General features: G+C 64.5%; 27 protein-coding genes, 1 tRNA gene and 1 pseudogene. 17 read left to right on the top strand and 12 right to left on the bottom strand.

The genetic code is table 11. The annotated features are described in order from the left end of the window. Together QW863_RS29895 and QW863_RS29890 are read left to right on the top strand one after the other, a co-directional pair. Positions 1-564 (top strand): hypothetical protein (locus QW863_RS29895; RefSeq protein ID WP_315769532.1); only part of this gene is annotated, 564 nt, incomplete at its 5' end. Further along, the gene (locus tag QW863_RS29890; protein WP_315717491.1) at positions 561-1532 is read left to right on the top strand and encodes a retron St85 family RNA-directed DNA polymerase; all 972 of its coding nucleotides are present in this window, start codon (positions 561-563) and stop codon (positions 1530-1532) included. The genes QW863_RS29895 and QW863_RS29890, both read left to right, overlap by 4 nt. A gap of 121 nt (positions 1533-1653) precedes the next feature. Here QW863_RS29890 and rpoD read toward each other — a convergent pair whose 3' ends face one another. The 4 genes from rpoD to QW863_RS29870 form a co-directional block, all read right to left on the bottom strand. Beyond that, positions 1654-3762, bottom strand: coding sequence for an RNA polymerase sigma factor RpoD (gene rpoD / locus QW863_RS29885; protein WP_315717492.1), 2109 nt, complete (start codon positions 3760-3762; stop codon positions 1654-1656). A gap of 428 nt (positions 3763-4190) precedes the next feature. Beyond that, entirely contained in the window at positions 4191-6197 is a 2007-nt protein-coding gene (gene dnaG / locus QW863_RS29880; protein WP_315717493.1) for a DNA primase, read from the bottom strand. Positions 6198-6464: 267 nt separating this feature from the next. Further along, a complete protein-coding gene (locus tag QW863_RS29875) occupies positions 6465-6863 on the bottom strand; it encodes a gamma-glutamylcyclotransferase family protein (RefSeq protein ID WP_315717494.1) in 399 nt (132 codons plus the stop codon). 62 nt (positions 6864-6925) lie between these two features. Next, a complete protein-coding gene (locus QW863_RS29870; RefSeq protein WP_315717495.1) occupies positions 6926-7738 on the bottom strand; it encodes a transglutaminase family protein in 813 nt (270 codons plus the stop codon). A 204-nt stretch (positions 7739-7942) separates the two neighbouring features. Here QW863_RS29870 and QW863_RS29865 point away from each other — a divergent pair, with 204 nt between their 5' ends. After that, positions 7943-8746: an N-formylglutamate amidohydrolase gene (locus tag QW863_RS29865; protein WP_315717496.1), complete on the top strand. Its 804-nt coding sequence runs from the start codon at positions 7943-7945 to the stop codon at positions 8744-8746. Between the two features lie 4 nt (positions 8747-8750). Here QW863_RS29865 and QW863_RS29860 read toward each other — a convergent pair whose 3' ends face one another. Continuing rightward, entirely contained in the window at positions 8751-10160 is a 1410-nt protein-coding gene (locus QW863_RS29860; protein WP_315717498.1) for a PLP-dependent aminotransferase family protein, read from the bottom strand. An 86-nt stretch (positions 10161-10246) separates the two neighbouring features. Between QW863_RS29860 and QW863_RS29855 the strand changes: the two genes are divergently transcribed. Together QW863_RS29855 and QW863_RS29850 are read left to right on the top strand one after the other, a co-directional pair. Then, positions 10247-10390 (top strand): hypothetical protein, encoded by a 144-nt coding sequence (locus QW863_RS29855; RefSeq protein WP_315717499.1) that lies wholly within the window; start codon positions 10247-10249, stop codon positions 10388-10390. A 25-nt stretch (positions 10391-10415) separates the two neighbouring features. After that, positions 10416-11252, top strand: coding sequence for a PhzF family phenazine biosynthesis protein (locus tag QW863_RS29850; protein WP_315769529.1), 837 nt, complete (start codon positions 10416-10418; stop codon positions 11250-11252). Between the two features lie 45 nt (positions 11253-11297). On the opposite strand, the gene QW863_RS29845 is transcribed toward QW863_RS29850, so the two are convergent. Next, positions 11298-11918 (bottom strand): LysE family translocator, encoded by a 621-nt coding sequence (locus tag QW863_RS29845; RefSeq protein WP_315717501.1) that lies wholly within the window; start codon positions 11916-11918, stop codon positions 11298-11300. 131 nt (positions 11919-12049) lie between these two features. Between QW863_RS29845 and QW863_RS29840 the strand changes: the two genes are divergently transcribed. Genes QW863_RS29840 through QW863_RS29830 form a run of 3 tightly spaced genes read left to right on the top strand, consistent with a single transcriptional unit; the run spans position 12050 to position 13334 of the window. Continuing rightward, positions 12050-12364, top strand: a complete 315-nt coding sequence (locus QW863_RS29840; protein ID WP_315717502.1) for a helix-turn-helix domain-containing protein — start codon at positions 12050-12052, stop codon at positions 12362-12364. Further along, positions 12357-12818, top strand: coding sequence for an SRPBCC family protein (locus QW863_RS29835; protein ID WP_315717503.1), 462 nt, complete (start codon positions 12357-12359; stop codon positions 12816-12818). Before QW863_RS29840 ends, QW863_RS29835 begins: the two co-directional genes overlap by 8 nt. Positions 12819-12821: 3 nt before the next feature. Beyond that, positions 12822-13334 carry an SRPBCC family protein gene (locus tag QW863_RS29830; protein ID WP_315717504.1) on the top strand — a complete coding sequence of 171 codons (513 nt, stop codon included), beginning with the start codon at positions 12822-12824 and terminating at the stop codon, positions 13332-13334. Between the two features lie 13 nt (positions 13335-13347). Here QW863_RS29830 and QW863_RS29825 read toward each other — a convergent pair whose 3' ends face one another. The 4 genes from QW863_RS29825 to QW863_RS29810 form a co-directional block, all read right to left on the bottom strand. Then, positions 13348-13770, bottom strand: a complete 423-nt coding sequence (locus QW863_RS29825; RefSeq protein WP_315717505.1) for a hypothetical protein — start codon at positions 13768-13770, stop codon at positions 13348-13350. Between the two features lie 112 nt (positions 13771-13882). Beyond that, entirely contained in the window at positions 13883-14659 is a 777-nt protein-coding gene (locus QW863_RS29820; RefSeq protein WP_315717506.1) for a DUF2189 domain-containing protein, read from the bottom strand. Between the two features lie 209 nt (positions 14660-14868). Then, the gene (locus tag QW863_RS29815; protein ID WP_315717507.1) at positions 14869-16476 is read right to left on the bottom strand and encodes an acyl-CoA synthetase; all 1608 of its coding nucleotides are present in this window, start codon (positions 16474-16476) and stop codon (positions 14869-14871) included. Positions 16477-16652: 176 nt separating this feature from the next. Next, positions 16653-17108, bottom strand: coding sequence for a GatB/YqeY domain-containing protein (locus QW863_RS29810; RefSeq protein ID WP_315717508.1), 456 nt, complete (start codon positions 17106-17108; stop codon positions 16653-16655). Positions 17109-17289: 181 nt separating this feature from the next. Between QW863_RS29810 and carA the strand changes: the two genes are divergently transcribed. The 3 genes and pseudogenes from carA (at position 17290) to QW863_RS29795 (ending at position 19738) form a co-directional block, all read left to right on the top strand. Then, positions 17290-18486: a glutamine-hydrolyzing carbamoyl-phosphate synthase small subunit gene (carA, locus tag QW863_RS29805; protein ID WP_315717509.1), complete on the top strand. Its 1197-nt coding sequence runs from the start codon at positions 17290-17292 to the stop codon at positions 18484-18486. Positions 18487-18633: 147 nt separating this feature from the next. Then, positions 18634-19138, top strand: a pseudogene (locus tag QW863_RS29800) (PaaI family thioesterase). Positions 19139-19204: 66 nt separating this feature from the next. Continuing rightward, the gene (locus tag QW863_RS29795) at positions 19205-19738 is read left to right on the top strand and encodes a cupin domain-containing protein (protein WP_315717510.1); all 534 of its coding nucleotides are present in this window, start codon (positions 19205-19207) and stop codon (positions 19736-19738) included. On the opposite strand, the gene QW863_RS29790 is transcribed toward QW863_RS29795, so the two are convergent. Further along, on the bottom strand, positions 19739-20065 hold the full coding sequence (locus QW863_RS29790) for a metalloregulator ArsR/SmtB family transcription factor (protein ID WP_315717511.1): 327 nt from the start codon (positions 20063-20065) through the stop codon (positions 19739-19741). A gap of 87 nt (positions 20066-20152) precedes the next feature. Here QW863_RS29790 and QW863_RS29785 point away from each other — a divergent pair, with 87 nt between their 5' ends. The 4 genes from QW863_RS29785 (at position 20153) to QW863_RS29770 (ending at position 22838) form a co-directional block, all read left to right on the top strand. Continuing rightward, positions 20153-20575: a YeeE/YedE family protein gene (locus tag QW863_RS29785; RefSeq protein WP_315717512.1), complete on the top strand. Its 423-nt coding sequence runs from the start codon at positions 20153-20155 to the stop codon at positions 20573-20575. A gap of 6 nt (positions 20576-20581) precedes the next feature. Then, positions 20582-21034 (top strand): DUF6691 family protein, encoded by a 453-nt coding sequence (locus QW863_RS29780; protein WP_315717513.1) that lies wholly within the window; start codon positions 20582-20584, stop codon positions 21032-21034. A gap of 11 nt (positions 21035-21045) precedes the next feature. After that, complete coding sequence (locus QW863_RS29775) at positions 21046-21939, top strand: MBL fold metallo-hydrolase (protein WP_315717514.1); 894 nt, start codon at positions 21046-21048, stop codon at positions 21937-21939. A 104-nt stretch (positions 21940-22043) separates the two neighbouring features. Continuing rightward, the gene (locus QW863_RS29770) at positions 22044-22838 is read left to right on the top strand and encodes a sulfite exporter TauE/SafE family protein (protein ID WP_315717515.1); all 795 of its coding nucleotides are present in this window, start codon (positions 22044-22046) and stop codon (positions 22836-22838) included. 94 nt (positions 22839-22932) lie between these two features. Here the strand turns inward: QW863_RS29770 and QW863_RS29765 are convergent, their stop codons facing one another. Continuing rightward, on the bottom strand, positions 22933-23460 hold the full coding sequence (locus QW863_RS29765) for a DNA starvation/stationary phase protection protein (RefSeq protein ID WP_315717516.1): 528 nt from the start codon (positions 23458-23460) through the stop codon (positions 22933-22935). A gap of 108 nt (positions 23461-23568) precedes the next feature. Here QW863_RS29765 and QW863_RS29760 point away from each other — a divergent pair, with 108 nt between their 5' ends. Continuing rightward, entirely contained in the window at positions 23569-24273 is a 705-nt protein-coding gene (locus QW863_RS29760; RefSeq protein ID WP_315717517.1) for a class I SAM-dependent methyltransferase, read from the top strand. Positions 24274-24381: 108 nt separating this feature from the next. Next, a tRNA-OTHER gene (locus QW863_RS29755) sits at positions 24382-24458 on the top strand. The last annotated feature ends 149 nt before the right edge of the window (positions 24459-24607 follow it).

Raw genomic sequence — 24607 nt, 5'->3', positions numbered from 1 at the left:
CGCTTTCGCTTCATCTGTCCGTCCTTCGTCAGGCCGGACTCTAAATCGTTCTGGAGGAAATTCTTAGGGGCAGGTCATTGGCGCAATCATGCAAACGGCACACTCAACATCCAGTCGACCAAGCCTCACTACAAGGAAATCATCAAGTTCTTAGATGAACACGTAAACTCCGTCCCCACCTCAACAACCTTTTCTAAGCTCGGCGAAGCCAGGGTGTTTTATACAATTTACTGGATAATACATCTCTGTCTTGCAGTCAGCATCACGCAACTTCGAAGCTATGTACAATTGATAGCACCGGACGTAACCGACGAAGCTATCAAGAATAAACTTTACTGCATGCAGCTTGCCGGCTGGATCGAACGCAGAGCATACTCTAACAAAGATTATTTTTGGACGCTGCATGACACGGACCCTTTTGACTACGACTTCAAGCCGGAAGTAGTCGAACGCGTCAGCGACCGGAGAAATCTCGCTGTGAGGAACGCACTTCGAAAAGCAGAGACAGTTCCAGCACACATACGCAGCGAAGCGAGCAGCGCTAGAGTGGCGGCTTCAGCATGAGCTTAATAAGAGAACTTGTAGAAGAAATTGGCCTGAGTGCAACGGCGATTCAACGGATCGTGCTTACTGCGCCAGCTCGCTATAAAGTCTACAACATCCCAAAGCGCCACGGAATGGGATCACGAACAATCGCGCAGCCGTCTCGCGAACTAAAGGCAATACAGCACTACATTCTGCAAAAAAAACTGACAAAATACAAGGTGCACGACAGTTCGATGGCTTATGTCAGGGGCCGCAACATCCGACAGAATGCAGAACGGCACGCTCAGCCAAGCTCGATCTTAAAGTTAGATTTCAAGGATTTCTTTCCGTCGATAAAGGTCGCCGACTGGGAACGATTTGCCCGTCGCACTCCGATTTTAGAGGTGGAGCAAGCAGACATCCGCCTTTATTCTCAGATTATGTTTTGGGGACAGCAGAAAAGATCGACCGTGCCCAAATGCCTCTCTATTGGAGCACCAACGTCTCCGGCGCTGTCGAACATTCTATTGTTCGACCTAGACGTGATGCTAAACTCGGAAGCGGGGCGAATAGGAGTTGTCTACACGCGATATGCAGATGACATCACGATATCCGCAGCGAACATTGACTCTATCTTGAGCTTTGAAAGGTTTGTTCGCAGAGCTGTGAAATCGCTCAAATCTCCGAAGCTCACCTTCAATGATGATAAACGTGGGCTTTTCAAGAAAGGGCAGCGTAGGCTTGTCACCGGCCTTGTTATGACTCCAAACGGCCAAATCTCGGTAGGACGAGAACGAAAAAGATTGATATCGTCCATGCTTCATAGATCGTTGAACGAACTCCTCGATCAAAAAGAACGCAGCCGCCTTAAGGGCTTGCTAGGCTTCTGCATTGCGAACGAGCCTGATTTTCTAACGAGAATGCGCTCCAAATACGGAGATAGCGTTATTGAGGCAGCGTTAAAATTTCACGCGCCAAAGCGAAGCGAACTACTTCAATCTCCATGAGACGGCCAAATTTTTTGCATTAAACTCTAACAAGAACGGCGAGCCCAATGCTCGCCGTTCTTGTCTCGATTGATTGCTGAGTCCAGTCGGAGAACCACAGTCAGAACTGATTTACAAAAAATCAGTTATCCAAGAAGCTCCGCAGCTTCCGCGACCTCGACGGATGCTTCAACTTGCGCAGCGCCTTCGCCTCGATCTGACGAATACGCTCGCGCGTCACCGAGAACTGCTGTCCCACCTCTTCCAGCGTATGATCCGTGTTCATGCCGATGCCGAAGCGCATGCGGAGCACGCGTTCTTCGCGCGGGGTGAGCGAGGCCAGCACGCGGGTGGTGGTTTCGCGCAGGTTGGACTGAATCGCGGCGTCGATCGGCAGGATCGCGTTCTTGTCCTCGATGAAATCGCCGAGATGAGAGTCCTCCTCATCACCCACGGGGGTTTCGAGCGAGAGCGGCTCCTTCGCGATCTTGAGGACCTTGCGCACCTTCTCCAGCGGCATGCCGAGCTTCTCGGCGAGCTCCTCGGGGGTCGGCTCGCGGCCGATCTCGTTCAGCATCTGGCGCGAGGTGCGGACGATCTTGTTGATCGTCTCGATCATGTGCACGGGGATGCGGATGGTGCGGGCCTGGTCGGCGATCGAGCGGGTGATCGCCTGCCGGATCCACCAGGTGGCGTAGGTCGAGAACTTGTAGCCGCGGCGGTACTCGAACTTGTCGACCGCCTTCATCAGGCCGATGTTGCCTTCCTGGATCAGGTCGAGGAACTGCAGGCCGCGGTTGGTGTACTTCTTGGCGATCGAGATCACGAGACGGAGGTTGGCTTCCACCATCTCCTTCTTGGCCTGACGGGCCTCGCGCTCGCCCTTCTGCACCGAGTGCACGATCTTGCGGAACTCGCCGATCTCCAGACCGGTGAGCGCGGCCATGGCCTGCACCTCCTGGCGCAGGTCCTTGATGCGGTCCTTCTCGTAATGGACGAAGTTCTTCCAGCCCTTGGCGGAGAGCTTGGAGACGCGGTTGAGCCAGCGCGGGTCGAGCTCCGAACCCTGGTAGTTGCGCAGGAAGTCCTCGCGCGCGACGCCGTGGGAGTCGGCCAAGCGCATCAGCCGGCTCTCGAACGAGACCAGCTTCTTGTTGATGTCGTAGAGCTGCTCGACCAGGGAGTCGATGCGGGCCTGGTTGAGGCGCAGCGACTTCACCTCGACGATGATCTCGTCCTTGAGCTTCTTGTACTTGCGCTCCTGCGAGGGCGACAGCGACTCGCTCTGCAGCTGGTTGGCGATGTCCTGCTCCTGCAGGCGTCGCAGCTTCTTGTACTCGGACGCGATCTTGTCGAAGGTCTCGACCACCTTCGGCTTCAGCTCGGCCTCGATGGCGGCGAGCGACATCTGGTTCTCGAACTCGTCGTCGTCCATGTCGGCTTCGGCCGCCGCCTCGCCGGGATCCTTCTCCTCGGCGGGCGCGCCGTTCGGCGCGGCGCGGAACGGCGTCGGCTGCTGCGGGGCGGCCGGCGGCGCGACCGCGGCCTGGACCTCGCCGCCCTCGGCCGCAGCGCCCTCGCCATTCACCGGCGCGGCGATCTGCGGATTCATGCCGCCCTTGGCCTCAGGGCCGGCATAGGTGGCTTCGAGATCGATGATGTCGCGAAGGAAGATCTTGCCTTCGTTGAGCTCGTCGCGCCAGATGATGATGGCCTGGAACGTCAGCGGGCTTTCGCAGAGCCCCGCGATCATCGCCTCGCGGCCGGCCTCGATGCGCTTGGCGATGGCGATTTCACCCTCGCGCGACAGCAGCTCGACGGTGCCCATCTCGCGCAGATACATGCGCACGGGATCGTCGGTGCGCTCGCCGGGCTCGGACTTCTTGACCTCGGTGACGGCCTTCTGGGTGATCTCGACAAGCTCGTTGTCGGTCTCGTCCTCGCCGTCGTCCTTCTCGTCGGACTCGTCGGCCTCCTCGGCCTCGGTCACGTTGATGCCCATGTCGGAGAGCATCGACATGATGTCTTCGATCTGTTCCGGCGAGGTAGTGTCGGAAGGCAGGACCTCGTTGAGCTGATCAAAGGTCACGAAGCCGCGCTTCTTGGCCTGCTTGATCATCTTCTTGACGGCGGCGTCCGACAGGTCGAGCAACGGCGACGGCGCATCGGCGGCGTCCTTCTCGGGAGCGTCCGCGGCCTTGTCGTCCTTTTCCTTGTCCTTCACCTGCAGCGTCTTTGCCTTCGTGGCCATTCATTGCTCCCGAAACGCGCCCGCTCCGCCCGTGGCATCGTAGCCCTTGGCATCGCGGCGCCCGCCTGCTCTACTCAAACTGTTCTCGACGCGGAAAGGGCGGCGCACATTTAACGTCGCCACCCCCTGAAGCCCGTCGCTCGTTTCGTCCTACGCTGGTGTCGTCCCGTTTTCGGACCGGCGCGCGTTTCTTGCAAAAGCGATACCGGTTTTGCAATCGAATCCGGCGCCCGACATGCAGGCGCGGTGTCCGACAGCGAAACCAACCCATCTGCCGCAGAAAATGCCCCGGACCTCTTAAACTTCGATTAACCCTGTTTTTGCAGCCAAACCATGGATTTGGCGAGTCTTTTCGCGCGGACCTGATACCGCGCGGGCGGACCGGGCCGAAATGTGCTCAACTGGCGACAGGGCGCCGGGCGTCCCGTCTACACGTTGCGGTTGGTGCGTCCGGACAGTTCCCCGAAGCCTTCGATCAGCGCTTCGGTGCCGTCCATCTCGGCCATCCTGGCCTTCACGTCCCTCAACCAGCCCATGTTCGGCTCGCTCGGCTCCTCGCCCAGCGCCAGCTCGGCATCCTTCAATTCCCTAAGTAAGGAGTGCCATTGCCGATGCAAGGCAACCAGCTGATGCCAGGTCGCAAGAACGTCATCGCGCGCCGCGCCCGACTTGGTCGCCCACACTGCCGCGGTCGTGATCGCGCGCTCAACCCGTTGAAGAAGCTCGGAAAAGCCTGCCTTCTCCAGATCGACCCGCATCTTCTCGGCCTGCTCGTCCGGATCCGGCGAATGGTGGTGGTCGTGGGCGAAGGCGGCGATGATGGCGGCGCGGAGCTTGTGCGCCTCGGGATGGGCCAGCTCCAGCGCGGCGACCTCCTCCAGGTGGTCGTGCAGGAGCCAGGGGTGGTTGATCAGGCACTGCAGGATCAGGGCCTCCCGGCGCGAGATCGCCGAGCGCTGGCCGCGCATGATCGGGCTCATGGCGAGCTGGGGGCTCGCCGCCTGGTAGGGGCCGCGGGCCATGGCCTGGCCTGTGGATGGCGGTCCGCCGCGGCGGCCGCCTCCTGTGGATAACCGACCAGGCTGTCCGGAACCGGGACTGCGGGGAGCAAAACGCCGTCCTGATTCGGCACCGAAGCCGCGGCCAAACCCTCGGCCGCCGTCCGGGGCGAACGCCCGGTACAGCCGGTCGCCGAGATCCTGCTTGTAGTAGCGCCGTACCACCTCGTCGGTGATGCCGCCGGTGAGCTGGCCGATCCGCGCCTCCAGCGCGGCACGGCGCTCCGGGGTGTTGAAGCTGCCGCCCTCGATCTCGCGCGACCAGATCACCTCGGCGAGGGGTTTTGCGATTTTGAGCACCTCCTCGACCGCGCCGCGACCGCCGGAGCGGACGAGATCGTCGGGATCCTGTCCCTCGGGCAAGAGCGCGAAGCGCAGGCTCTTGCCAGGCTTGAGATGCGGCAAAGCAAGGTCTGCGGCACGATAGGCCGCCTTCTGGCCGGCGCGGTCGCCATCGAAGCAGAGGATCGGCTCGTCGACCATCTTCCAGATCAGCGAAAGCTGGCTCTCGGTCAGCGCGGTGCCGAGCGGCGCCACGGCGCCGGCAAAGCCGGCCGCGACCAGCGCAATGACGTCGACATAGCCCTCGACCACGATCATCGGCGCGCCGTTATGGGCGGCCTGACGGGCGCTGGCGAGATTGTAGAGGTTGTCGCCCTTGTGGAAGAGCGGCGTCTCCGGCGAGTTCAGGTATTTCGCCGGCACGTCCTTCTGCAGCGCGCGACCGCCGAAGGCGATGACGCGTCCGCGGAGATCGGTGATCGGGAACATCACGCGGTCGCGGAAGCGATCATACGGCACGGGAATGTCGTCGCCACCGACCAGCAATCCCGCCTCGACCATGTCGGCCACCGGGATGCCCTGGGCGCCGAGATATTCCTTCAAGCCGAACCGATCCGGCGGCGCGTAGCCAAGCCGGAATTGGAGCTGCGTCTGCGGCAGGATCGCGCGATCGGCAAGATAGCCGCGGGCGCGCGCGCCATGACGGGACGCCAGCGTGTCAGAAAAGAACTTCGCCGCCAGCTCCATCACGTCGTACAGCGTCTTGCGCTGCCGCTCCTGGCGCGCCGCATCGGGCGTGACCGCGGGCAGCGCCAGGCCGGCGATTCCCGCGAGCCGCTCCACGGCTTCGGGGAAGCTGCAGCCCTCGGTCTCCATCACGAAGTCGAAGATGTTGCCGTGCTTGCCGGACGAGAAGTCGTGATAAAAACCCTTCTGGTCGTTGACGTAGAAGGACGGCGTCTTCTCCTGCTGGAACGGCGACAGCCCCTTCCACTCCCGCCCGGCCTTCTTGAGCTTCACGCGCTTGCCGACGACGTCCGAGACCGGAAGCCGGGCGCGCAGCTCATCGAGAAATTCCGGCGTGAAGCGGGCCATGAGCGGGCTGGTGGTCCTGTGGTGGTGGCCTAGGCATATAGGCACCCGTGTACGAAATGTGAACTTCCTCCGGCTTGTCCGGGCTATTCACAGGCACGGCCCTCTCCTCTCGTCATTCCGGGGCGCCCGCAGGGCGAGCCCGGAATCCATAACCACGACCAGTCGTGAGGCGGGACGGCCGCGCCACTGCCTGTCCTCGCACCGTTTGTGGTTATGGATTCCGGGCCCATCGCTGCGCGATGTCCCGGAATGACGGCGCGGAGAGACTTAGGGCGCCAAAAACCGTCCCGAGGCGATGCGGGCGACCTCGTCCACGGGCCAGTTGTACACGTAGGTCCAGGCCTCGCGGGCCGCGCCGTCGGCCAGCGTCACGGCGAGGCACCGGCGCAGATATTCGGTCGGCGCGGCGAAGCCTTCGCCGCAGGCCTCGTACATGTCGAACTCGCGCAGCATCGGCTCGGGCTGGTGCAGCCGGAACAGTTCGCCATGGACGAGATCGGCCGCGTCATCGGACGGCACCAGGCCGGGATAATGCTGGATGCGGTACAGCCGGCCGCGGCAGCTTGCCTCGGCGACGAAATCGGCATTGGCCGACAACAGCCGCGCCATCGGATGGTCGAAGCCGCGCATCAGCGTGCCGTAGACGAACAGGAGATCGGTGGTCATGGCCCGTCTATAGCGGCGATCGCCGATGATGCGAAGCGGCGGCCGGCCGCGCCTTTCTCTGCTCAGGCGGCCGCGATCTCATCGCTGACGACGTGGAATTTGGTCAGGGTCATCAGGCCGAACGAGGTCGACAGCGCGACGTCGGCGGCGTCCCGTCCGGTCGCCATCAGGATGCGACCGATGCGCGGCACGTTGTGGCGGGCATCGAACGTGTACCACCGGCCCGAGAGATAGACCTCGAACCAGCCCGAGAAATCCATCGGGACCGGGTCCGGCGGCACGCCGATGTCGCCGAGATAACCGGTGCAATAGCGTGCCGGAATGCCCATGCAGCGGCAGAAGGTCAGCGCGAGGTGGGCGAAGTCGCGGCAGACGCCGGTGCGCTGCTGATAGACGTCGTGCGCCGACTTCATGGCGTGGGCGTGCTCATAGCCGAACGTGACGTGGCCGTGCACGAAGTCGCAGATCGCCTGCACGCGCGCCCATCCCGCCGGCGCGCTGCCGAACAGCGACCACGCGACCTCGGCCAGCTTGTCGGTCTCGCAATAGCGGCTCGGCATCAGATACAGCAGAAGCTCATCGGGCAGCTGCTCGATCGACAACTGCTGGGCGCCGGGATCGATCGCGTCCGGCCGCCCGCTGTCGCGGACGATGGCGCTGCCGTGGAAGGTGACCCCGCCGGCCGGCGCCACCAGCCGTCCACAGAGATTGCCGAAGCTGTCGTTGTAGAATTTGATCGGCACCTTGGGCTCGGTCGTGATCGTCTCGGTGCCGACGATGTCGGGAAAGCGCGACGGATGGATCGACAGCATGATCACCATCGGCGTTGCCGCCGGAGCCGCATAGGCGATCTCAAATCCAACCTTGATCAGCATGAAGGCTCCTTCGCCCCGTTCGGGCGGCACGATGCGCCAGCCTCATCCAGCCCGGACCGTAGGCCCATTGCGAACTTCTGTCTTGTGAATGATCGCCAGAATCAGCATCGTTTGGGCGACCATCATGATGTCCGCCGGCCCAATCCTCATCCGTCTGCCCAATCCGAGATCGGTCTGCCGCTTCATGAAGCAACGAGAGGCAGCATGACCGTGTCCGGCACGAGCAACACTCATCGACTCCTTCAGCCAGACGAAGTTCCACCCGTGCTCGAGCGCAACGCCGATGGGGCGTCGGCCTTGTTCTTCACGTGCGATCACTATGGCCGCCTGCTGCCGCGCGCACTCGGCGATCTCGGCCTGCCCGAAAGCGAACTGGAGCGGCACATCGCCTGGGACATCGGCATCGCCGGCGTCGCGGAGGCCGTATCGCGGGCGCTCGATGCGCATCTGATCGCGCAGCGCTATTCGCGGCTGGTGATCGACTGCAACCGCTCGCCGAAGGCGCCGAACGCGATTCCGATGATCAGCGAGCGCACCACGATCCCCGGCAATGAGGGCCTGACGCATGAGGACGCCGAGCTCCGGCGCCGCGCGATCTTCGATCCCTATCACGACCGCATCACCGAAGTGCTCGATGCGCGCAAGGCCGCGGGGCGGCCGACCATCCTCGTCTCGCTGCACAGCTTCACGCCGGTCTATGCGGGCATCGCGCGGCCCTGGCACATTGGCACGCTGTATCAGCACGACCGTGTGCTGCCGCCGCTGCTGTTGAGGGCGCTGCGGGCCGAGCCCGATCTCGTGGTGGGCGACAATCAGCCCTATGCGGTCGGCGACGGCACCGACTACACCATCCCCGTGCATGGCGAGGCGCGCGGGCTGATCAATTCCGGCATCGAGATTCGTCAGAACGAAATCGCCGAGCCCGAGGGCCAGCAGCGCTGGGCCGAGCGGCTGATCCGCATTCTCGGCGAGATCGAGGTCGAGCTGCGCAGCAAGGGTCTCGCGTAGCCCGCTACTCCGTCATGTCGGAGGCGTCGTGATGGGCGAGCAGGCCCGCGAGCCGCCACAGCGCCGTGCGCAGATCGTCATGGCTCGGCAGGCCGAGCGCGAGCCGCACCGCGTTCGGTGAATGGCCGTGCGCCACCGCAAACGCGCTCGCCGGCGTGATCGCGATGCCGGCGCGCGCGGCCGCGGCGGTCAAGGCTTCGGCGCGCCAGCCCTCCGGCAGATGCAGCCAGACATGGTAGGAGCGCGGATCGGCCTCGATGTGATGGCCGGCGAGGCACTCGGCGACGATCGCCTGCCGCACCAGCGCATCGGCCCGCTTGCGCCTGGTGATCTCGGCCGCCGTGCCGTCGGCGAGCAGCCCCATGCCGGCGGCCAGCGCCAGCGACGTCACCGACCAGGCCCCGGTGCGCACCGTGGCGGCGAATTTTTCGCGCATGCTTCCCGGCACGTAGAGAAAACCGACCGCAATCCCCGGCGCGAGCCGCTTGGCAAGGCTGTCGACCACGACGACACGCTCCTCGGCCTGCGTCGCCAGCGAGACCTGATCGCTGAGGAAGCCGTAGACGAGGTCCTCGATGATCATCAGCTCGTGCTTGCGCACCAGACGCACGATCTCCTCGCGCCTCGCCTCGCTCATCGTCAGGCCGAGCGGATTCTGCATCACCGGCTGGATGTAGATCGCGTTGAGCGCGCTCGCGCGGTGCGCCTTGGTCAGGGCATCCGGGCGGATGCCCTCGCCGTCCATCGCGAGCGGCACCAGGGTCACGCCCAGCCGCGCCGCGATGCCCTTGATCATCGGATAGGTGACGGCCTCGACGCCGAGCCGGCCACCGACCGGCACCAGCGCCGAGATCGCCGCAGCCAGCGACTGTCGACCACTGCCGGCGAAGACGAAGTTCTCCGCGCGCGGGCGCCAGCGCTCGCCGGCGAAGAAGGCCGCGGCGGTGCGCCCGGCCTCGGCCAGCCGCCGCTGCGTGATCGGCGCCAGCACCGGCGCCAGCTTCTCCGGCCGCTGCCATGCGGCAAGCGACTTCGCGATCAGGGCCGCCTGATCCGGCAGGGTCGGGAAATTGAACTCGAGATCGATGCGGCCATCGAACGGCTCCAGCCGCAGCGAGGGTGGTACCGGTACCGCCTCTCCCGCGACGAAGGTGCCGCGCCCGACCTCGCCCACGACCAGACCCCTGCGCAATAATTCGGCATAGACGCGCGCTGCCGTGGATGCGGCAATTCCCCGTTCATAGGCGAACTGACGCTGCGGCGGCAGCCGGTCGCCCGCCTTCAGCCTGCCGTTGGCGATGTCCTCGGCAATGTCGTCCACCAGGGTCGTATACGAAGCATTCATGCTATATTGCACCGAGAGCAATGTTTCGATTGCACCGAGATATGTACTGCGCGATTGCTCTTCGAACAACGCAATTGAAGAGCGATAGGTGACTCATGGCATATTCCCTGGCGCAGCGTTGGGCAACTCCGCAGGTTGCCCACGGAAAGAGCAATTTGCTCCAGGTCCCGCAACTCTGGCTGCGGCGCCTGTTCTGGCGGTCCGAACTGGCGATGCTCGATCGCGAGCAGATGCGCGACTGCGGCCTTGATCCCGTGGTCGTGCAGGAAGAGGCCAACAAGCCGTTCTGGCGCGACTGACGCCGACATCGAGGAGGGCACCGCAATGCTCGCGCTTCCGTTCCATCAAGTCGACGTGTTCTCCAAGGTCGCCTTCAAAGGCAACCCGCTCGCCGTGATCGCCGAGGCCGACGGCCTCGACGATGCCGCGATGCAGGCGATCGCCAACTGGACCAATCTGTCCGAGACGACCTTCCTGTCACGCGCTCAGAATCCGGGCGCTGATTATCGCGTGCGCATCTTCACCCCGCAGCGCGAACTGCCTTTTGCGGGCCATCCGACGCTCGGCTCATGCCACGTATGGCTCGCGCTCGGCGGCCGGCCGAAGGGCGAGCATGTGGTGCAGGAATGCGGCGCGGGCCTCGTGCGCATCAAGCGTGACGGAGACCGCCTCGCCTTCGCCGCCCCGCCCCTCCGCCGCTCCGGCGCCGTCGATGCCGAGCTGACGAGCAAGATCGCGGCAGCGCTCGGCATCCCAACGAGCACGATGCGCGCCGTGCAGTGGATCGACAACGGCCCGGGCTGGATCGGCGTGCTGATCGACTCCCGCCGCGCGCTGCTCGACATCCGCTACAATCCGGCGGCGCTGCCGCAACAGCCGATCGGCGTGGTTGCGCCATGGGATCGGGCGCAAGATGGCACAGATGCCGACTACGAGGTCCGCGGCTTCATGTGGGGCGGCGGCGAGGACCCGGTGACGGGCAGCCTCAATGCAAGTTTGGCGCAATGGCTGATCGGAGCGGGAATTGCTCCGAAGCAATACGTCGCCTCCCAGGGCACCGTGCTGGGCCGCGCCGGCCGCGTCCATGTCGCGCAGGACGGCGACACGATCTGGATCGGCGGCGACGTCGCGCCTGTGGTGAAGGGGACGATCAGCCTGTAACGCGCGTCAGCAGACGGCGATGCGGCCGCGGGGCCGAACGCGTGCTCACCGTGCCCGGGTCAGCGCCAGCCACACGCCGCCGCCGATCATGAAGCCGCCGGAGATGCGCGACACCAGCCGCGTCCGCCTGGCCGAGAACAGTTTTCGCGCACGGCCCGCGAGCAGCGCATAGATCGCGTCGGTGAGACCCGCGATCACCATGAAGGTGACGCCGAGCAAACCGACCTGCGGCACGTGATCCCGGCTCATGTCCATGAACTGCGGCAGGAACGCGCCGAAGAACACCATCACCTTCGGGTTCGAGAGCAGCACCAGCAGCCCCTGCAGGAAAAAGCCGCCGCGCGGCGGCGGTGGCGGCGCCTCGCCCGCAGAGATCCCCTCGATCGGCGAGCGGATGAGCTGAATGCCGAGCCACACCAGATAGGCCGCACCGATCAGTCGTACCCATTCGAACCAATAGCCCATCGTGGCCATCAGCGACGTCAGGCCGACGGCGACGATGCCGATCGCGATCGCCAGCCCGGTCTGCACGCCGGCGATATTGACGAGCGCGGCGCGGGTCCCGTGGCGCAGACCGTTGGCGATCAGCAGCGTCACGACGGGACCCGGCAGCAGCGCCAGCCCGATACAGGCGGCGACGAAGGCGAGATAGACTTGCAGGGACATGAAGCGCCTCGATGCGAATGAGGCGCTCACTAATGCACGACATGTCTGCAGAGGGAAGCCCGCTTGTCCTCGCGCGATCCACAACGCAGCGCCCTTGACACGCAACCATTTGGTTGCCTATTCTTTCTCACATGGATGATGTCTTCAAGGCGCTTGCGGACGGCTCACGACGCGCCCTGCTCGACAGGCTCCACGCGCGGAACGGGCAAACCCTGACCGAACTCTGCGACGGCCTCGCGATGACGCGACAGGCCGTGACCAAGCACCTTGCCATTCTGGAAGCGGCCAATCTGGTCGCGACGATCCGGCATGGCCGCGAGAAGCTGCACTATCTCAATCCGGTGCCGATCCATCACATCGGGGAGCGCTGGATCAAGAAATTCGAGCGCGGCAAGCTCGCCGCGCTCAGCGAGTTGAAGCGGCAATTGGAGGAGCGCGATGAGTAAGCCCGAATTCGTCTACGTCACGTATATCGCGACGACGCCCGAGAAATTGTGGGAAGCGCTGACATCAAACGAATTCGCGAAGCGCTACTGGTTCGGCACCGAACTGCATTCCGATTGGCGCGTCGGCTCGCCGTTCACGCTGGTGACCGACGGGATGACGACGGATGTCGGCCAGATTCTGGAGTTCGATCCGCCACGCCGGCTCTCCTACACCTTCCAGCACGTCCTGAAAGACGAGTTTCGCAACGAGCAGCCGACCAAGGTCGTGTTCGCGATCGAACAGCACGGCGACTCCGTCAAGCTGACCCTGACGCATGAAGGCTTCGAAGGGGCGGCAAGATTGCTCGATGCGGTTTCCAACGGCTGGCCCGCGATCATGTCCGGCCTAAAAAGTCTGCTGGAGACCGGAACGGCGCTGGCGATCCCGATGTCAGCGCTCGGCAAAGGAGTCTGAGCGATGGATCTTGCAAAGTTCAAGCCCGCCACCGTCTACACGATCTACATCGCCGCCAGCCCTGAGAAGGTATGGCAGGCGCTGACCTCCGCCGAGTTCAGCCGACAATATTTCTTCGGCTTCGCCGTGGAAGCCGAACTGAGGGCGGGCGGCGCCTTCATCGTGCGCGCGCCGGACGGCTCCGAACACATCAGCGGCCAGGTGATCGTCTGCGAGCCGCCGCACCGGCTGACCGTCACGTGGGACGTCAACTGGCCCGGCCTCGTCGAGGCACTGGGCCGCACGCTCGTGACCTATGAGATCGAACCGGCCGGCGACGCCGTCCGTCTCACGATGACTGAAGCGCATGAGCGGCCGCTCTCCGACGACATCCTGTCTGGCGGACGCCAGGGCTGGCCGGCCATCCTGTCGAGCCTCAAGAGCGTGCTCGAGACCGGCAAGCCGCTCGCGGTGAAGATGACGCCGCCGACGCGCATGCTGGCGGCCCTGAAGGCGATGGGGATTGCAGTGCCTTAAACGACAACGCCTGCTACGACACCGCGGCGATCTGTGGGATGCTGGCGAGGACGGCGCCGACCTGGACCGCATTGCTCAGCATGCCACCCCAATGTAACCAGCGCAGCCGACGCACGGCCGTCGCATCGCCGGAATCCCTGTCGCGGATGCGCGCGTCCATCTGCCGCAGAAACCAGCGGCGCGAGAGCAGAGCGAACGCCGCGATCAGCCCAATGCCCAGCCCCAGAACGGGGCGGCCGTCGGCGAGCACGGCGAGCGCGCCGATGCCGCCAGCGATCGAAAGCGCCACGAAGTAGGAGTCGAACATGCCGCGCAGGAGCCGGGTGACCGGCACGATGTCGAGCCGCACCAGCAGAAAGGCCGGCGCGGCCAGCAGCAGATAGAACATCGGCAGCAACAAGACGATCGTGGCAAACAACGCGATGTTGTCCGGCATCATCCTCCTCCGACATTGAGGCCGGCCGGACCACCGGCGAGCCGCGTTTCGAAACGAGCCCATTTGACGGCGTCCATGCGCCATCGAACCGTCGTCGCGGCTCGCCCTTGCCTTATGCCGGAGCTACGATCCGGCGGTACAGATGCCAGGTCGCATGGCCCAGCACCGGCACAGTGACCAGCAGCCCAAGGAAGTACGGCAATGCCGAAATGATCAGCAGCACGGTGATGACGGCGGCCCAGCCGATCATCGGGCCGGGACTCGTCACGACCGCGCGCACGCTGGTGATCATCGCCGTCACGAAATCGACGTCGCGCTCCAGCAGCAGCGGAAACGACACGACCGTGAGCGAGAACAGCACCAGCGATAGAGCGGCGCCGTCGAGATTGCCGATCGCGAGGAAGAGCAGACCCTCGTTGGTCGTCAGCACCACGGTCATGAACTCCTTGATGCTGGAGAACGAGGCATTGAGCCCGAGCAGCAGCGCGATCAGGAGGCGCACCTGGTACATCCAGATGATGAAGAAAAATAGTGTCACGAACGCCATCCAGCCGATCTCGCCGCGCGAAGTGATCGTGCGCCAGATCCCGCCATAGGAAATCGGCTGGCCGAGTTCGCGGCGGCGGCTGACCTCGTAGAGACCGATCGCGACGAACGGGCCGATCAGCGCAAACCCCGCGGCCAGCGGATAGGCCAAGTAGACCATCCCGAAGGCGGTGACGCACAGCACGATGCTGATGCCGCCGAGTACATAGATCAGCCCGAAAGCAAGGCCGAACATGGGCTGAGCCTGAAAATCGCGGAGGCCTTGCGTCAAGGCTTCGGCAATATCGGCCGTGGTGATGCGGCGCACCACGGGATCGGATCGTCCCGAGACGGATGCGGTCATCGGCGGTCCCTCCTGAATGTTGTTGTTGCCGTGATGCTAACAGCGGGAGGGCGGGGATTTCAATTTCAACTTGTGGGCAGAGGGGCGGAGCGATCACATATGACGATGCAGTTTTGCACTCGTCTGTCGCCATCCGTCGTGCCGTGCGGGACTGCCAGCGAGGCGAGGGAGCCAGGCGCACCATTGGGCACCCACGAACGGGAGCCCCCCTACCCCCGCGCCCGCAACTCCCGCCTCAGCACCTTGCCGGTCGCCGTCATCGGCAGGGTGTCGGTGAATTCAACGTGGCGCGGGTATTCGTGCGCGGCAAGCTTCACTTTGACGAAGTCCTGGATCTCTCGCGACAGCGTGTCATTTGCAACGAAGCCAGGGCGCAGCACGATCCACGCCTTGATGGCCTCCGTGCGCACCGGGTCGGGAATGCCGACGACGGCCGCCAGCGCGACTGCCGGATGCTTGAGCAGCGTGTCCTCGATCTCCGCCGGGCCGATGCGATAGCCGGCCGACGTGATGACATCGTCCTCGCGGCTCGCATACCAGAAATAGCCGTCGTCATCCTGGGTGCCGAGATCGCCTGTCAGCAGCACGTCGCCCGCGAACTTCTTCTGCGTCGCCTCCGGATTGCGCCAATATTCGATCATGGTGCAGGGATTGGGCTGGCGCACGCCGATGATGCCCCTCTCTCCGCGCGGCAGCTCCTCGCCCTTGTCGTTGACGATCAGCACCTCGAAGCCCGGCGTCGCCTTGCCCATCGAGCCCGGCCGGATCGGAAACAGCCTCGCATTGTTGCCGACGACGAGATTGCATTCGGTCTGGCCGTAGATCTCGTGCGCATCGATGCCGAAGGTCGCGCGCACCCAGTCGAGCAGCTCGGCGCCGAGCGACTCGCCGCCGGTGAGGATGCTGCGCAGCTTGACGCCCTCGTGCTTGACATTGGCCTGGCGCATCAACTTCAGCGCGGTCGGGGGCAGGAACACGTTGCGGACGGCGTAGTCCGCCATCAGTTGCATTGCGGCCTGCGGCTCGAATTTCCTGGCGCGATAACCGATCATCGGGATCGCGTGATACCATGCAGGAAACAGCGCATCGAACAGGCCGCCGATCCATGCCCAATCCGCCGGCGTCCACATGACGTCGCCGGGCTTCGGCAGGAAGCCGTGCACCATCTCGACATTGGGCAGGTGGCCGAGCAGTACGCGATGGGCGTGCAGCGCGCCCTTGGGATTTCCGGTCGTACCCGAGGTATAGATGATGATGGCAGGGTCGTCGCTCGACGTGGCGACGGTCGGGAATTGATCGGAGGCGCGCTCCAGCGTCGGCCAGAAGGCTTGGGCGCCGAGGCCGTCGCCGTCAGTGACATAGATCGTCTTGAGCTCCGGCAGGCGGTCGCGAATGCGCGCAAGCTTCGCAAGGCCCGTGGCGTCGGTGACGACGACCTTGGCGCCGGAGTTCTGCAGCCGGAATTGCAGCGCGTCCTCGCCGAACAGCGTGAACAGCGGCACCGAGACGAGACCGGCGCGGAACGCCGCCAGATGGACGATCGGCAGCTCCAGCGACTGCGACAGGAACACCGCGACGCGGTCGCCCTGCGCGAGACCATCGGCCTTCAATACGTTGGCGAAGCGGCAGGAGTAATCGCGCAGCTCATCGAATGAGACGCGCCGTGCGGCGCCGTCCTCTTCGACGACGATCAGCGCCAGGCGCCCCGAGCCGTCGGCGTGGCGATCGCAGGTCGCGACCGCGATGTTGAACTGCGCCGGGATGTCCCAGCGGAAGTCGCGAGTGAGCTGGTCGTAGTCGGACGTTTCCTTGAGCATCGTTCTCTCCGTCATGGCCAGGCGAAGACCCGCCTGCGGGGCCGAAGCCCCTTCGGCGCGGCGAAGGCCCGGCCATCCACGTCTTTCTTCTTGATGACAGTCTTAAAGACGTGGATGCCCGGGACAAGCCCGGGCATGACGATGTGGGGATGGCTCGGCGCTTCGCGTCGCGCGGCCTAGCCCGACAGCGCCGCCTTCACCAGCGCGCTCGCCTTGGCGAAATCCATCTGCCCGGTGTACTTGGCCTTCAGCACGGCGATCACCTTGCCCATGTCCTTCATGCCGGCGGCGCCGGTCTCGGCGACTGCAGCGGAGATGGCGGTCTTCACCTCGTCGTCGCTCATCTGCTTCGGCAGATAGGCCGAGATGACCGCGATCTCCTCGCGCTCGCCGGCGGCGAGCTCGGCGCGGCCGCCCTTTTCATACAGCTCGACCGACTCCTGACGCTGCTTGATCATCTTCTGCAGCACCGCGAGCACGTCGGCGTCGGTCAAGGGCGGCTTGCCTTCGCCGCGCGCGGCGATGTCGGCGTTCTTCAAGGTCGAGTTCACCATGCGAAGGGTGGACAGCTTGCGCTCGTCCTTGGCCTTCATCGCCTCCTTGACCGCATTGTTGATGTCGTCGCGCAGCATGCTCTCGCCCTCTCAAAATCCATTGGCGCTGGTCTAGGCGGTTCGCCCACCCGAAACAACACGGTTCCGCATCCGTTCCGGTCGGATGCCTCGAAACTCCGGCCGAATTGACCGAAATCGCATGTGAATCGGCCGCTTCCCGCTTTGACGCCGCGCGCCTGGGGCACTATGTAGGGGCCTCATGACACACATCGATACTGACGCCGCCTGGCCGGACCATAAACCGACCGCGCTCCTCGTGCTCGCCGACGGCACGGTGCTGGAAGGCTACGGCCTCGGCGCCGAAGGCCACGCCGTGGGCGAGGTCTGCTTCAACACCGCCATGACCGGCTATGAGGAGATCCTGACGGATCCGTCCTATGCCGGCCAGCTCATCACCTTCACCTTCCCGCATATCGGCAATGTCGGCACCAACGACGAGGATATCGAGACGGTGAACATGGCGGCGACGCCGGGCGCACGCGGGGTGATCCTGCGCACCGCGATCACCGATCCGTCGAACTACCGCGCCACCCGCCATCTCGACCAGTGGCTGCGTGCGCGCGGGATCATCGGGCTGTCCGGCATCGACACCCGGGCGCTGACCGCGCTGATCCGCTCCAAGGGCATGCCGAACGCCGTGATCGCGCATGCCAAGGACGGCAATTTCGACCTCGACGCCCTGAAGAAGGAAGCGCGGGAATGGCCCGGCCTGGAGGGCATGGACCTCGTGCCGATGGTGACCTCCGCCCAGCGCTTCACCTGGGACGAGACCCCCTGGGTGTGGAACGAGGGCTTCGGCCGACAGGTCAATCCGGAGTTCAAGGTCGTCGCGATCGACTACGGCATCAAGCGCAACATCCTGCGCCTGCTCGCCGGCGTCGGCTGCAAGGTGACGGTGGTGCCGGCGACGACGCCGGCCGAGGACATCCTGGCGATGAAGCCGGACGGCGTGTTCCTGTCGAACGGACCCGGCGATCCCGCGGCGACCGGTAAATATGCCGTGCCGGTCATTCAGCAGGTGATTTCGTCGGGCACACCGACCTTCGGCATCTGCCTCGGCCATCAGATGCTCGGGCTTGCGGTCGGCGCCAAGACCAAGAAGATGCACCAGGGCCATCACGGCGCCAACCATCCGGTCAAGGACGAGACCACTGGCAAGGTCGAGATCACCTCGATGAACCATGGCTTCGCGGTCGACCAGGACACGTTGCCATCGGGCGCGACGCAGACCCACATCTCGCTGTTCGACGGCTCGAATTGCGGCATCCAGCTCGAGGGCAAACCGGTGTTCTCGGTGCAGTACCACCCGGAAGCTTCGCCCGGCCCGCGCGACTCGCATTACCTCTTTCAGCGCTTCGCCGAGCTGATGCGCGAGAAGAAGCGCAGCGCAGCCTGAGGTCGGCAGCTTGACGACACTCGACATGCCCGGGCTGGTCCCGGGCATTTTTCTGTCCGCAATCTTGTGATCGCCGGCATCTGTTTTGCCCTCGATCTTTTCGCACCGCATTCATATGATGATCATCATATATTGTAGATCGACAATATGAGCGAGACGGATTCGCGCGCTGAATTCGGCGTGGTGCCCCTGGCGGTACTGGCCTCGATGCCCGGGCTCGATTTCGTGCGCGGCATCTTCGCCGGGACCTTGCCGCAGCCCCGATCATGCAGACCGTCGCGCCGTTCGACTGCAGCGCCGAGCCCGGCCGGGTCGTCATGCACAGCGTGCCGGCCTTGCGGCACTACAATCCGATCTGCTCGGTGCATGGCGGCTACACCGCGATCCTGCTGGATTCCGCGATGGGGCTCGCCGTCCCACGATGTGCCCGCAGGGCAGCGGTTACACCACGCTGGAATTCAAGGTCTCCTTCATCAAGGCAATGACCGAGACCACCGGCATCGTGAGAACGGAGGGCAGGACGCTGTCGTTCGGACGCCGCGCCGCGACCGCCGAGGCACGCATCGCCGAGGCACGCATCGCCGATTCGCAAGGGCGCCTGCTGGCGCACGCCACCACGACTTGCCTGGTGCTCGAGCTGCCCAAGGCGTGAGCCTGGAACGGCTACCGCGCAGGCCGGTTGATAGGGTGAGGCCCCATCCTTTGTTCCGAGGTCGCCATGCCTGCCGCCCCCTCGCCCCGCGTCAAGTCGCTCAGCATCGTGTTCGCGGATGACGGCCTGGTGCCCAATAATCCGATGCCGTTCCTGGTCTACAAGGCCGTCATCGATCTGGGTGGCGCCGATCCGGCGGCCGACATCGAGCGCGTGTTCGCGGCCAATGGCTGGGGCGACATGTGGCGCAACGGCGTCTACGACTATCTGCACTATCATGCGACCGTGCACGAGGCGCTGGGTGTCGCCGCCGGAACGGCGCGGGTCCGCTTCGGCGGCGATCAGGGCCGGGAGCTGGAGCTCAGGCCGGGCGACGTCGCCATCCTGCCGGCCGGCACTGGACATCAATGCATCGCTGCCAGCAGCGATTTCTGCATCGTCGGCGCCTATCCGCCCGGACCGAAGATGCAGATCACGCGGCCGACGCCGGAGAACCACGCCCGCGCATCGAAAACCATTCCGGAGGTGCCGCTGCCCGCGACCGATCCTGTGCTCGGCGCGGGCGGCCCGCTCACGCGCCTGTGGCACCAGGCGCGCTGATCAGGCGCAATACAGCCGATACAGCGTCTGCAGGATCTCGCGGACCTCCCGGCTCGCCAGCCGATAGTAGATGGTCTGGCCATCGCGCCGGGTGGCGACGAGATCGAGCGCGCGCATCTTCGCGAGATGCTGAGACAGCGCCGCCTGTCGCAACCCGACCTGTTCGGCGAGATCGCCGACCGCGCGCTCGCCGTCGATGAGGTTGCAGAGCACCATGAGGCGCTTCGAATTCGCCATGGCAGCGAGCAGGCCCGCCGCCTCCTCCGCCTTGTCGTCGAGCGCCGCCACCATGGCCTCACGGGTTTTGCGCCTGGCCTGTGTTGTCATGATTGTTACTTCTTCATTTTCGTATATATGAAATAATGCACATGATAGCCGATTGCAACATGCCCCCGACGAGGAATCAAGGACGATATGATCACGGAGTATACAGCGGTCACGGCGCTCGCAGGCGGCGCCCTCATCGGCGCTGCAGCCGTCATGCTGATGGGCCTGACCGGCCGTATTGCCGGCGTCAGCGGCATCGCCGCGCGGCTGTTGCCACCCTGGGACGGTGCGCTCGCTGGCCGGCTCGCCTTCATAGGAGGGCTGGTCGCCGCCGCCCTTGCAGTCCGCATCGTCAGCGGGAGCCTGCCGCCGCTGAAGCTGGAGGTCGGTCCGATCGATATGGTTGCAGCCGGGCTGCTGGTCGGCTTCGGGGCGGTCTGGGGCAACGGCTGCACCTCGGGTCATGGCGTCTGCGGCATCGCCAGCCTCTCGCCGCGCTCGATCGTCGCCACGCTGGTGTTCATGGCCACCGCGGTCGCGACCACCTTCCTCGTTCGCCACGTGCTGTGAGGCACCATGATCATTTTCGTCCAGTTCACCGTCGGCCTCATCTTCGGACTCGGGCTGCTGCTCTCGGGCATGTCCAATCCAGAGAAGGTGCTCAACTTCCTCGATTTCGCGGCGATCCGCTTCGGCGGCTGGGATCCGAGCCTGATCCTCGTGATGGCTGGAGCGGTGGGGGTCACCTTCGCCGGCTTCCGACTGGTTTTCCGGCGCCGGCGTCCCGTCCTCGGTGACCAATTCCACCTGCCATCCTTTCAGACGCTGGATTGGCGGATCGCAACCGGCCCTGCGATCTTCGGCATCGGCTGGGGCCTCGCCGGCATCTGCCCGGGCCCGGCCTTCGTGGCGCTCGGCTACGGCTCGCCTGCCATCGTCCTGTTCGTCACGGCCATGATGATCGGAATGGCCGCAGCCCGCATGCTCGCGAGCCGCCGGCCCTCGCTCGCCGCAGTCGCTTCAGAATGAGGGAGGCTTGAATGTCCGGCATTCCTCATCCGGTCGACCTGTCAGTGAAACCCGAGGTCACACCGTTCTTCGATCGCGCCACCAACACCGTCAGCTATGTGGTCAAGGACCCAGGCTCGCGGGCCTGCGCGGTGATCGATTCGGTCATGGACATCGACTATGCATCGGGGCGCATCGCACCGCATTCGGCCGACGAGATCATTCGCCTGATCGAGGATCGCGGCTGGCAACTGGACTGGCTGATCGAGACCCATGTCCATGCCGACCATCTGTCGGCGGCGCCCTACATCCAGTCAAGGCTGGGCGGCAGGATCGGCATCGGCGCCAACATCAGGATGGTGCAGGAGACGTTCGGCAAGATCTTCAACGAAGGCACCGAGTTTCAGCGCGACGGCAGCCAGTTCGACCGCCTGTTCCATGATGGCGACACCTACCGGATCGGCGCAATCACCGCCTTCGCCATGCATACGCCGGGGCACACGCCGGCCTGCATGACTCATGTGATCGGAGACGCCGCCTTCGTCGGCGACACGCTATTCATGCCGGACGGCGGCTCGGCACGCGCCGACTTTCCTGGCGGCGATGCCCGCACGCTGTATCGCTCGATCCGCCGGGTGCTGGAGTTGCCTGACGCGACGCGGCTGTTCATGTGCCACGACTACGGTCCAAACGGCCGCGACATCCGCTGGGAAACGACGGTGGCCGAGCAGCGCGCGCACAACATCCACGTCCGCGACGGCATCACCGAGGATCAGTTCGTCGCCGCCCGCGAGGCGCGCGACCGCACCTTGGACATGCCCAAGCTGATCATCCCCTCCCTGCAGGTGAACATGAAGGCGGGACGGCTGCCGACGCCCGATCAGGACGGCCGGCGCTTCCTGAAAGTCCCGCTCAACGCACTCTAGGACACCCCTCGCCCCACCGACCACGCGGCAGACGTCGCGGCTCGGCTTTCCCATTTGGCAACGGCCGGGCGCCGGCGCGGCACGCCACTCCGGAGCATCGCAGGATGACCTTGTCCGCTGCCCAGCTTGCGCTCGGCTCGCTGTCGGGCTCTTTCGTCGGATTCACGCTCGGCCTGATCGGCGGGGGCGGATCGGTGCTGGCCGTGCCGCTCATGGTGTATCTGGTAGGCGTCGGCAATCCCCACGTCGCGATCGGCACGAGCGCGGTCGCCGTAGCGATCAACGCGGCGGCCAATCTCGCCAATCATGCCCGCTCCGGGAACGTCAAATGGCCTTGCGCGCTGGTGTTTGCTGCAACGGGCGTGGTCGGCGCCTTCGCTGGCTCGACGCTCGGCAAGATGGTCGACGGTCAGAAGCTGCTGCTGCTGTTCGCCCTGGTCATGATCGTGATCGGCCTCTTGATGCTGCGCAGGCGCGGCACGAACAGCCAGCTGGACGTCAAGCTTTCGCGCGACAATCTGTTGCCGCTCTTGGCATTCGGTTTCGGCACGGGAACACTGTCCGGCTTCTTCGGCATCGGCGGCGGCTTCCTGATCGTTCCGGCTCTGATGTTTGCGACGGGCATGCCGATCCTCTACGCGATCGGCTCCTCGCTCGTGTCCGTCACGGCGTTCGGACTGACGACCGCAGCAAACTACGCGCTGTCGGGACTGGTCGACTGGGCGCTGGCGGCGACCTTTCTCGTCGCCGGCATCGCCGGTGGCCTGGTCGGTGCGAAGCTGGCGGCTCGCCTGTCCGGTACGCGCGGCACCCTGAACAAGGTGTTTGCCACGGTGGTATTCGTGGTGGCGGCTTACATGATCTATCGGAGCTGGTCGGCACTCGGCCACTCCGCATAGCCTGGCATGGTATGAGCCGGAGGCCGGCATCGAGGCCGGACCGGCGCGCCACGTCCTCGCAGCGCGCCCGGACCTCAACTCGACGCTGGCCCGCCTACGCCGCGTTGCTGCCTTCCTGGCGGCTGGCTTCGAACAAGAACCAAGTGCGGCGCTCGGTCTCGTCGATGAAGGTCTCCAGCAGTCCCGCGGTGGCGGGATCGTCATTGTCGTCGCACAGCCCGTGCGCTTTCCGCATCGCAGCCGCGACGTGCTTGTTGTCCTCCATCAACTCCCGCAACATCTCGCGCGGCGGCACATACTCCTCGTTGTTGTCCTTGATGGTCTGCAGCTTGCTGATCTGGCTGATCGATTTCAGCGTGGTGCCACCGAGCTTGCGCACGCGCTCGGCGAGCTGGTCCGTGGTGGCAAAGATCGCGTCCGACTGCTCGTCGAGCATTTCGTGGTAGTCATGGAAATGCCGTCCGCTGACGTGCCAGTGGAAGTTCTTGGTCTTCAGATAGAGCGCAAAGGCGTCCGCAAGCAGCGTGTTCAATGCCGTCGAGATCTTGTTCACGGCATCCGGGGACAGATCGGTCGGGGTATCGAGCTCGGGGGCGGTCTTGTCGGTCTTTGCTTTACTCACGGCTTGGCCTTCCTGTTAGAAGCAGCGATGGACACGGATGATCGGACCCGTTAACGCTCGCTGACCCCTCCAGTTCCGATCAAGGAACTGTGTTTGCCGGAACCCGCCATGGACGACTGGATCGATTATTACGATTCCACGCACACGATCTATGCGAGCAAGCTGCATCGCGACCTGCACTTCGAGGGGATCGCGCGCGACATCGTCGGCTATATTCCCTCGCCCGACGCAGTCGTTCTCGACTATTCCTGCGGAGAGGCCCTGTCGGCCGCCAAGGTCGCCGACGCCTGCATGACGCTCATCCTGGCCGAGCCGGCGCCGGGCGTGCGCGGCCGGCTGATCGCGCGCTTCGCCCCCAACACCAAGATCCGCGTGCGGTCGCTGGACGAGCTGCGCAACATGCAGGAAGGCTCGATCGACCTCGTGGTCATGAACTCCGTGGCCCAGTACATGAGCGAGGCGGAATTCGATGCAGCCCTGGCCGTGATCAGGCGGCTGCTGAAGCCGTCGGGAAAGTTCGTCCTCGGCGACGTCCTGCGTCCGGACGTCGGCATGGGCCGTGACGTGCTCGCGCTGCTGATGTTCGCGGCGCGGGACGGCTTCCTCAAGGATGCCCTGGTCGGGCTGGTCGCCACTGCCCTGTCCGATTACCGGCAGTTGCGGACCAAGGTCGGCCTGCAGCGCTACAGCGAGGCCGAGATCCTGGCACGGCTGAAGAAGGCCGGCCTCTCTGCCGTCCGGGCGCCGAAGAATATCGGCCACAATCCCTGGCGCATGACCTTCGTGGCGCAGCCGGCAATGGGAACCGTGTGACCGGCCGAGCCGACCAACCCCACGCCGTGGCCCAACATCGAGCAACCGGATTAGGGTTAACTGAAACACGGGCTGGCTCACGCGGCCGTGAGAGGTAAGATCACCCCCGGCCCGGTGGCGGAAGCTACGACGCGAAGAGCGGTGCAACGCTCTTGAACCTGGTTCAAGTCCAGGCCGGGCCTCCAGCCGTCGCTGCTGCGCAGCTTCGGCTCGGCGAGCCAGCGACGGCGCCGTGCCCCTCAGACCCTCTTCGGCCAAATTGGCCGTTGATTTCGGCCCAAAACCCTTTTCGCTCAGAGGAAACTGGTCTAAAGACCGCTCGCGCGCGAGCAAT

This window comes from Bradyrhizobium sp. SZCCHNR1017, assembly GCF_032381375.1.
Taxonomy (GTDB): domain Bacteria; phylum Pseudomonadota; class Alphaproteobacteria; order Rhizobiales; family Xanthobacteraceae; genus Bradyrhizobium.
The sequence above is the reverse complement of the archived record's forward strand: the minus strand, read 5'-3'. Positions and strand labels throughout refer to the sequence as shown.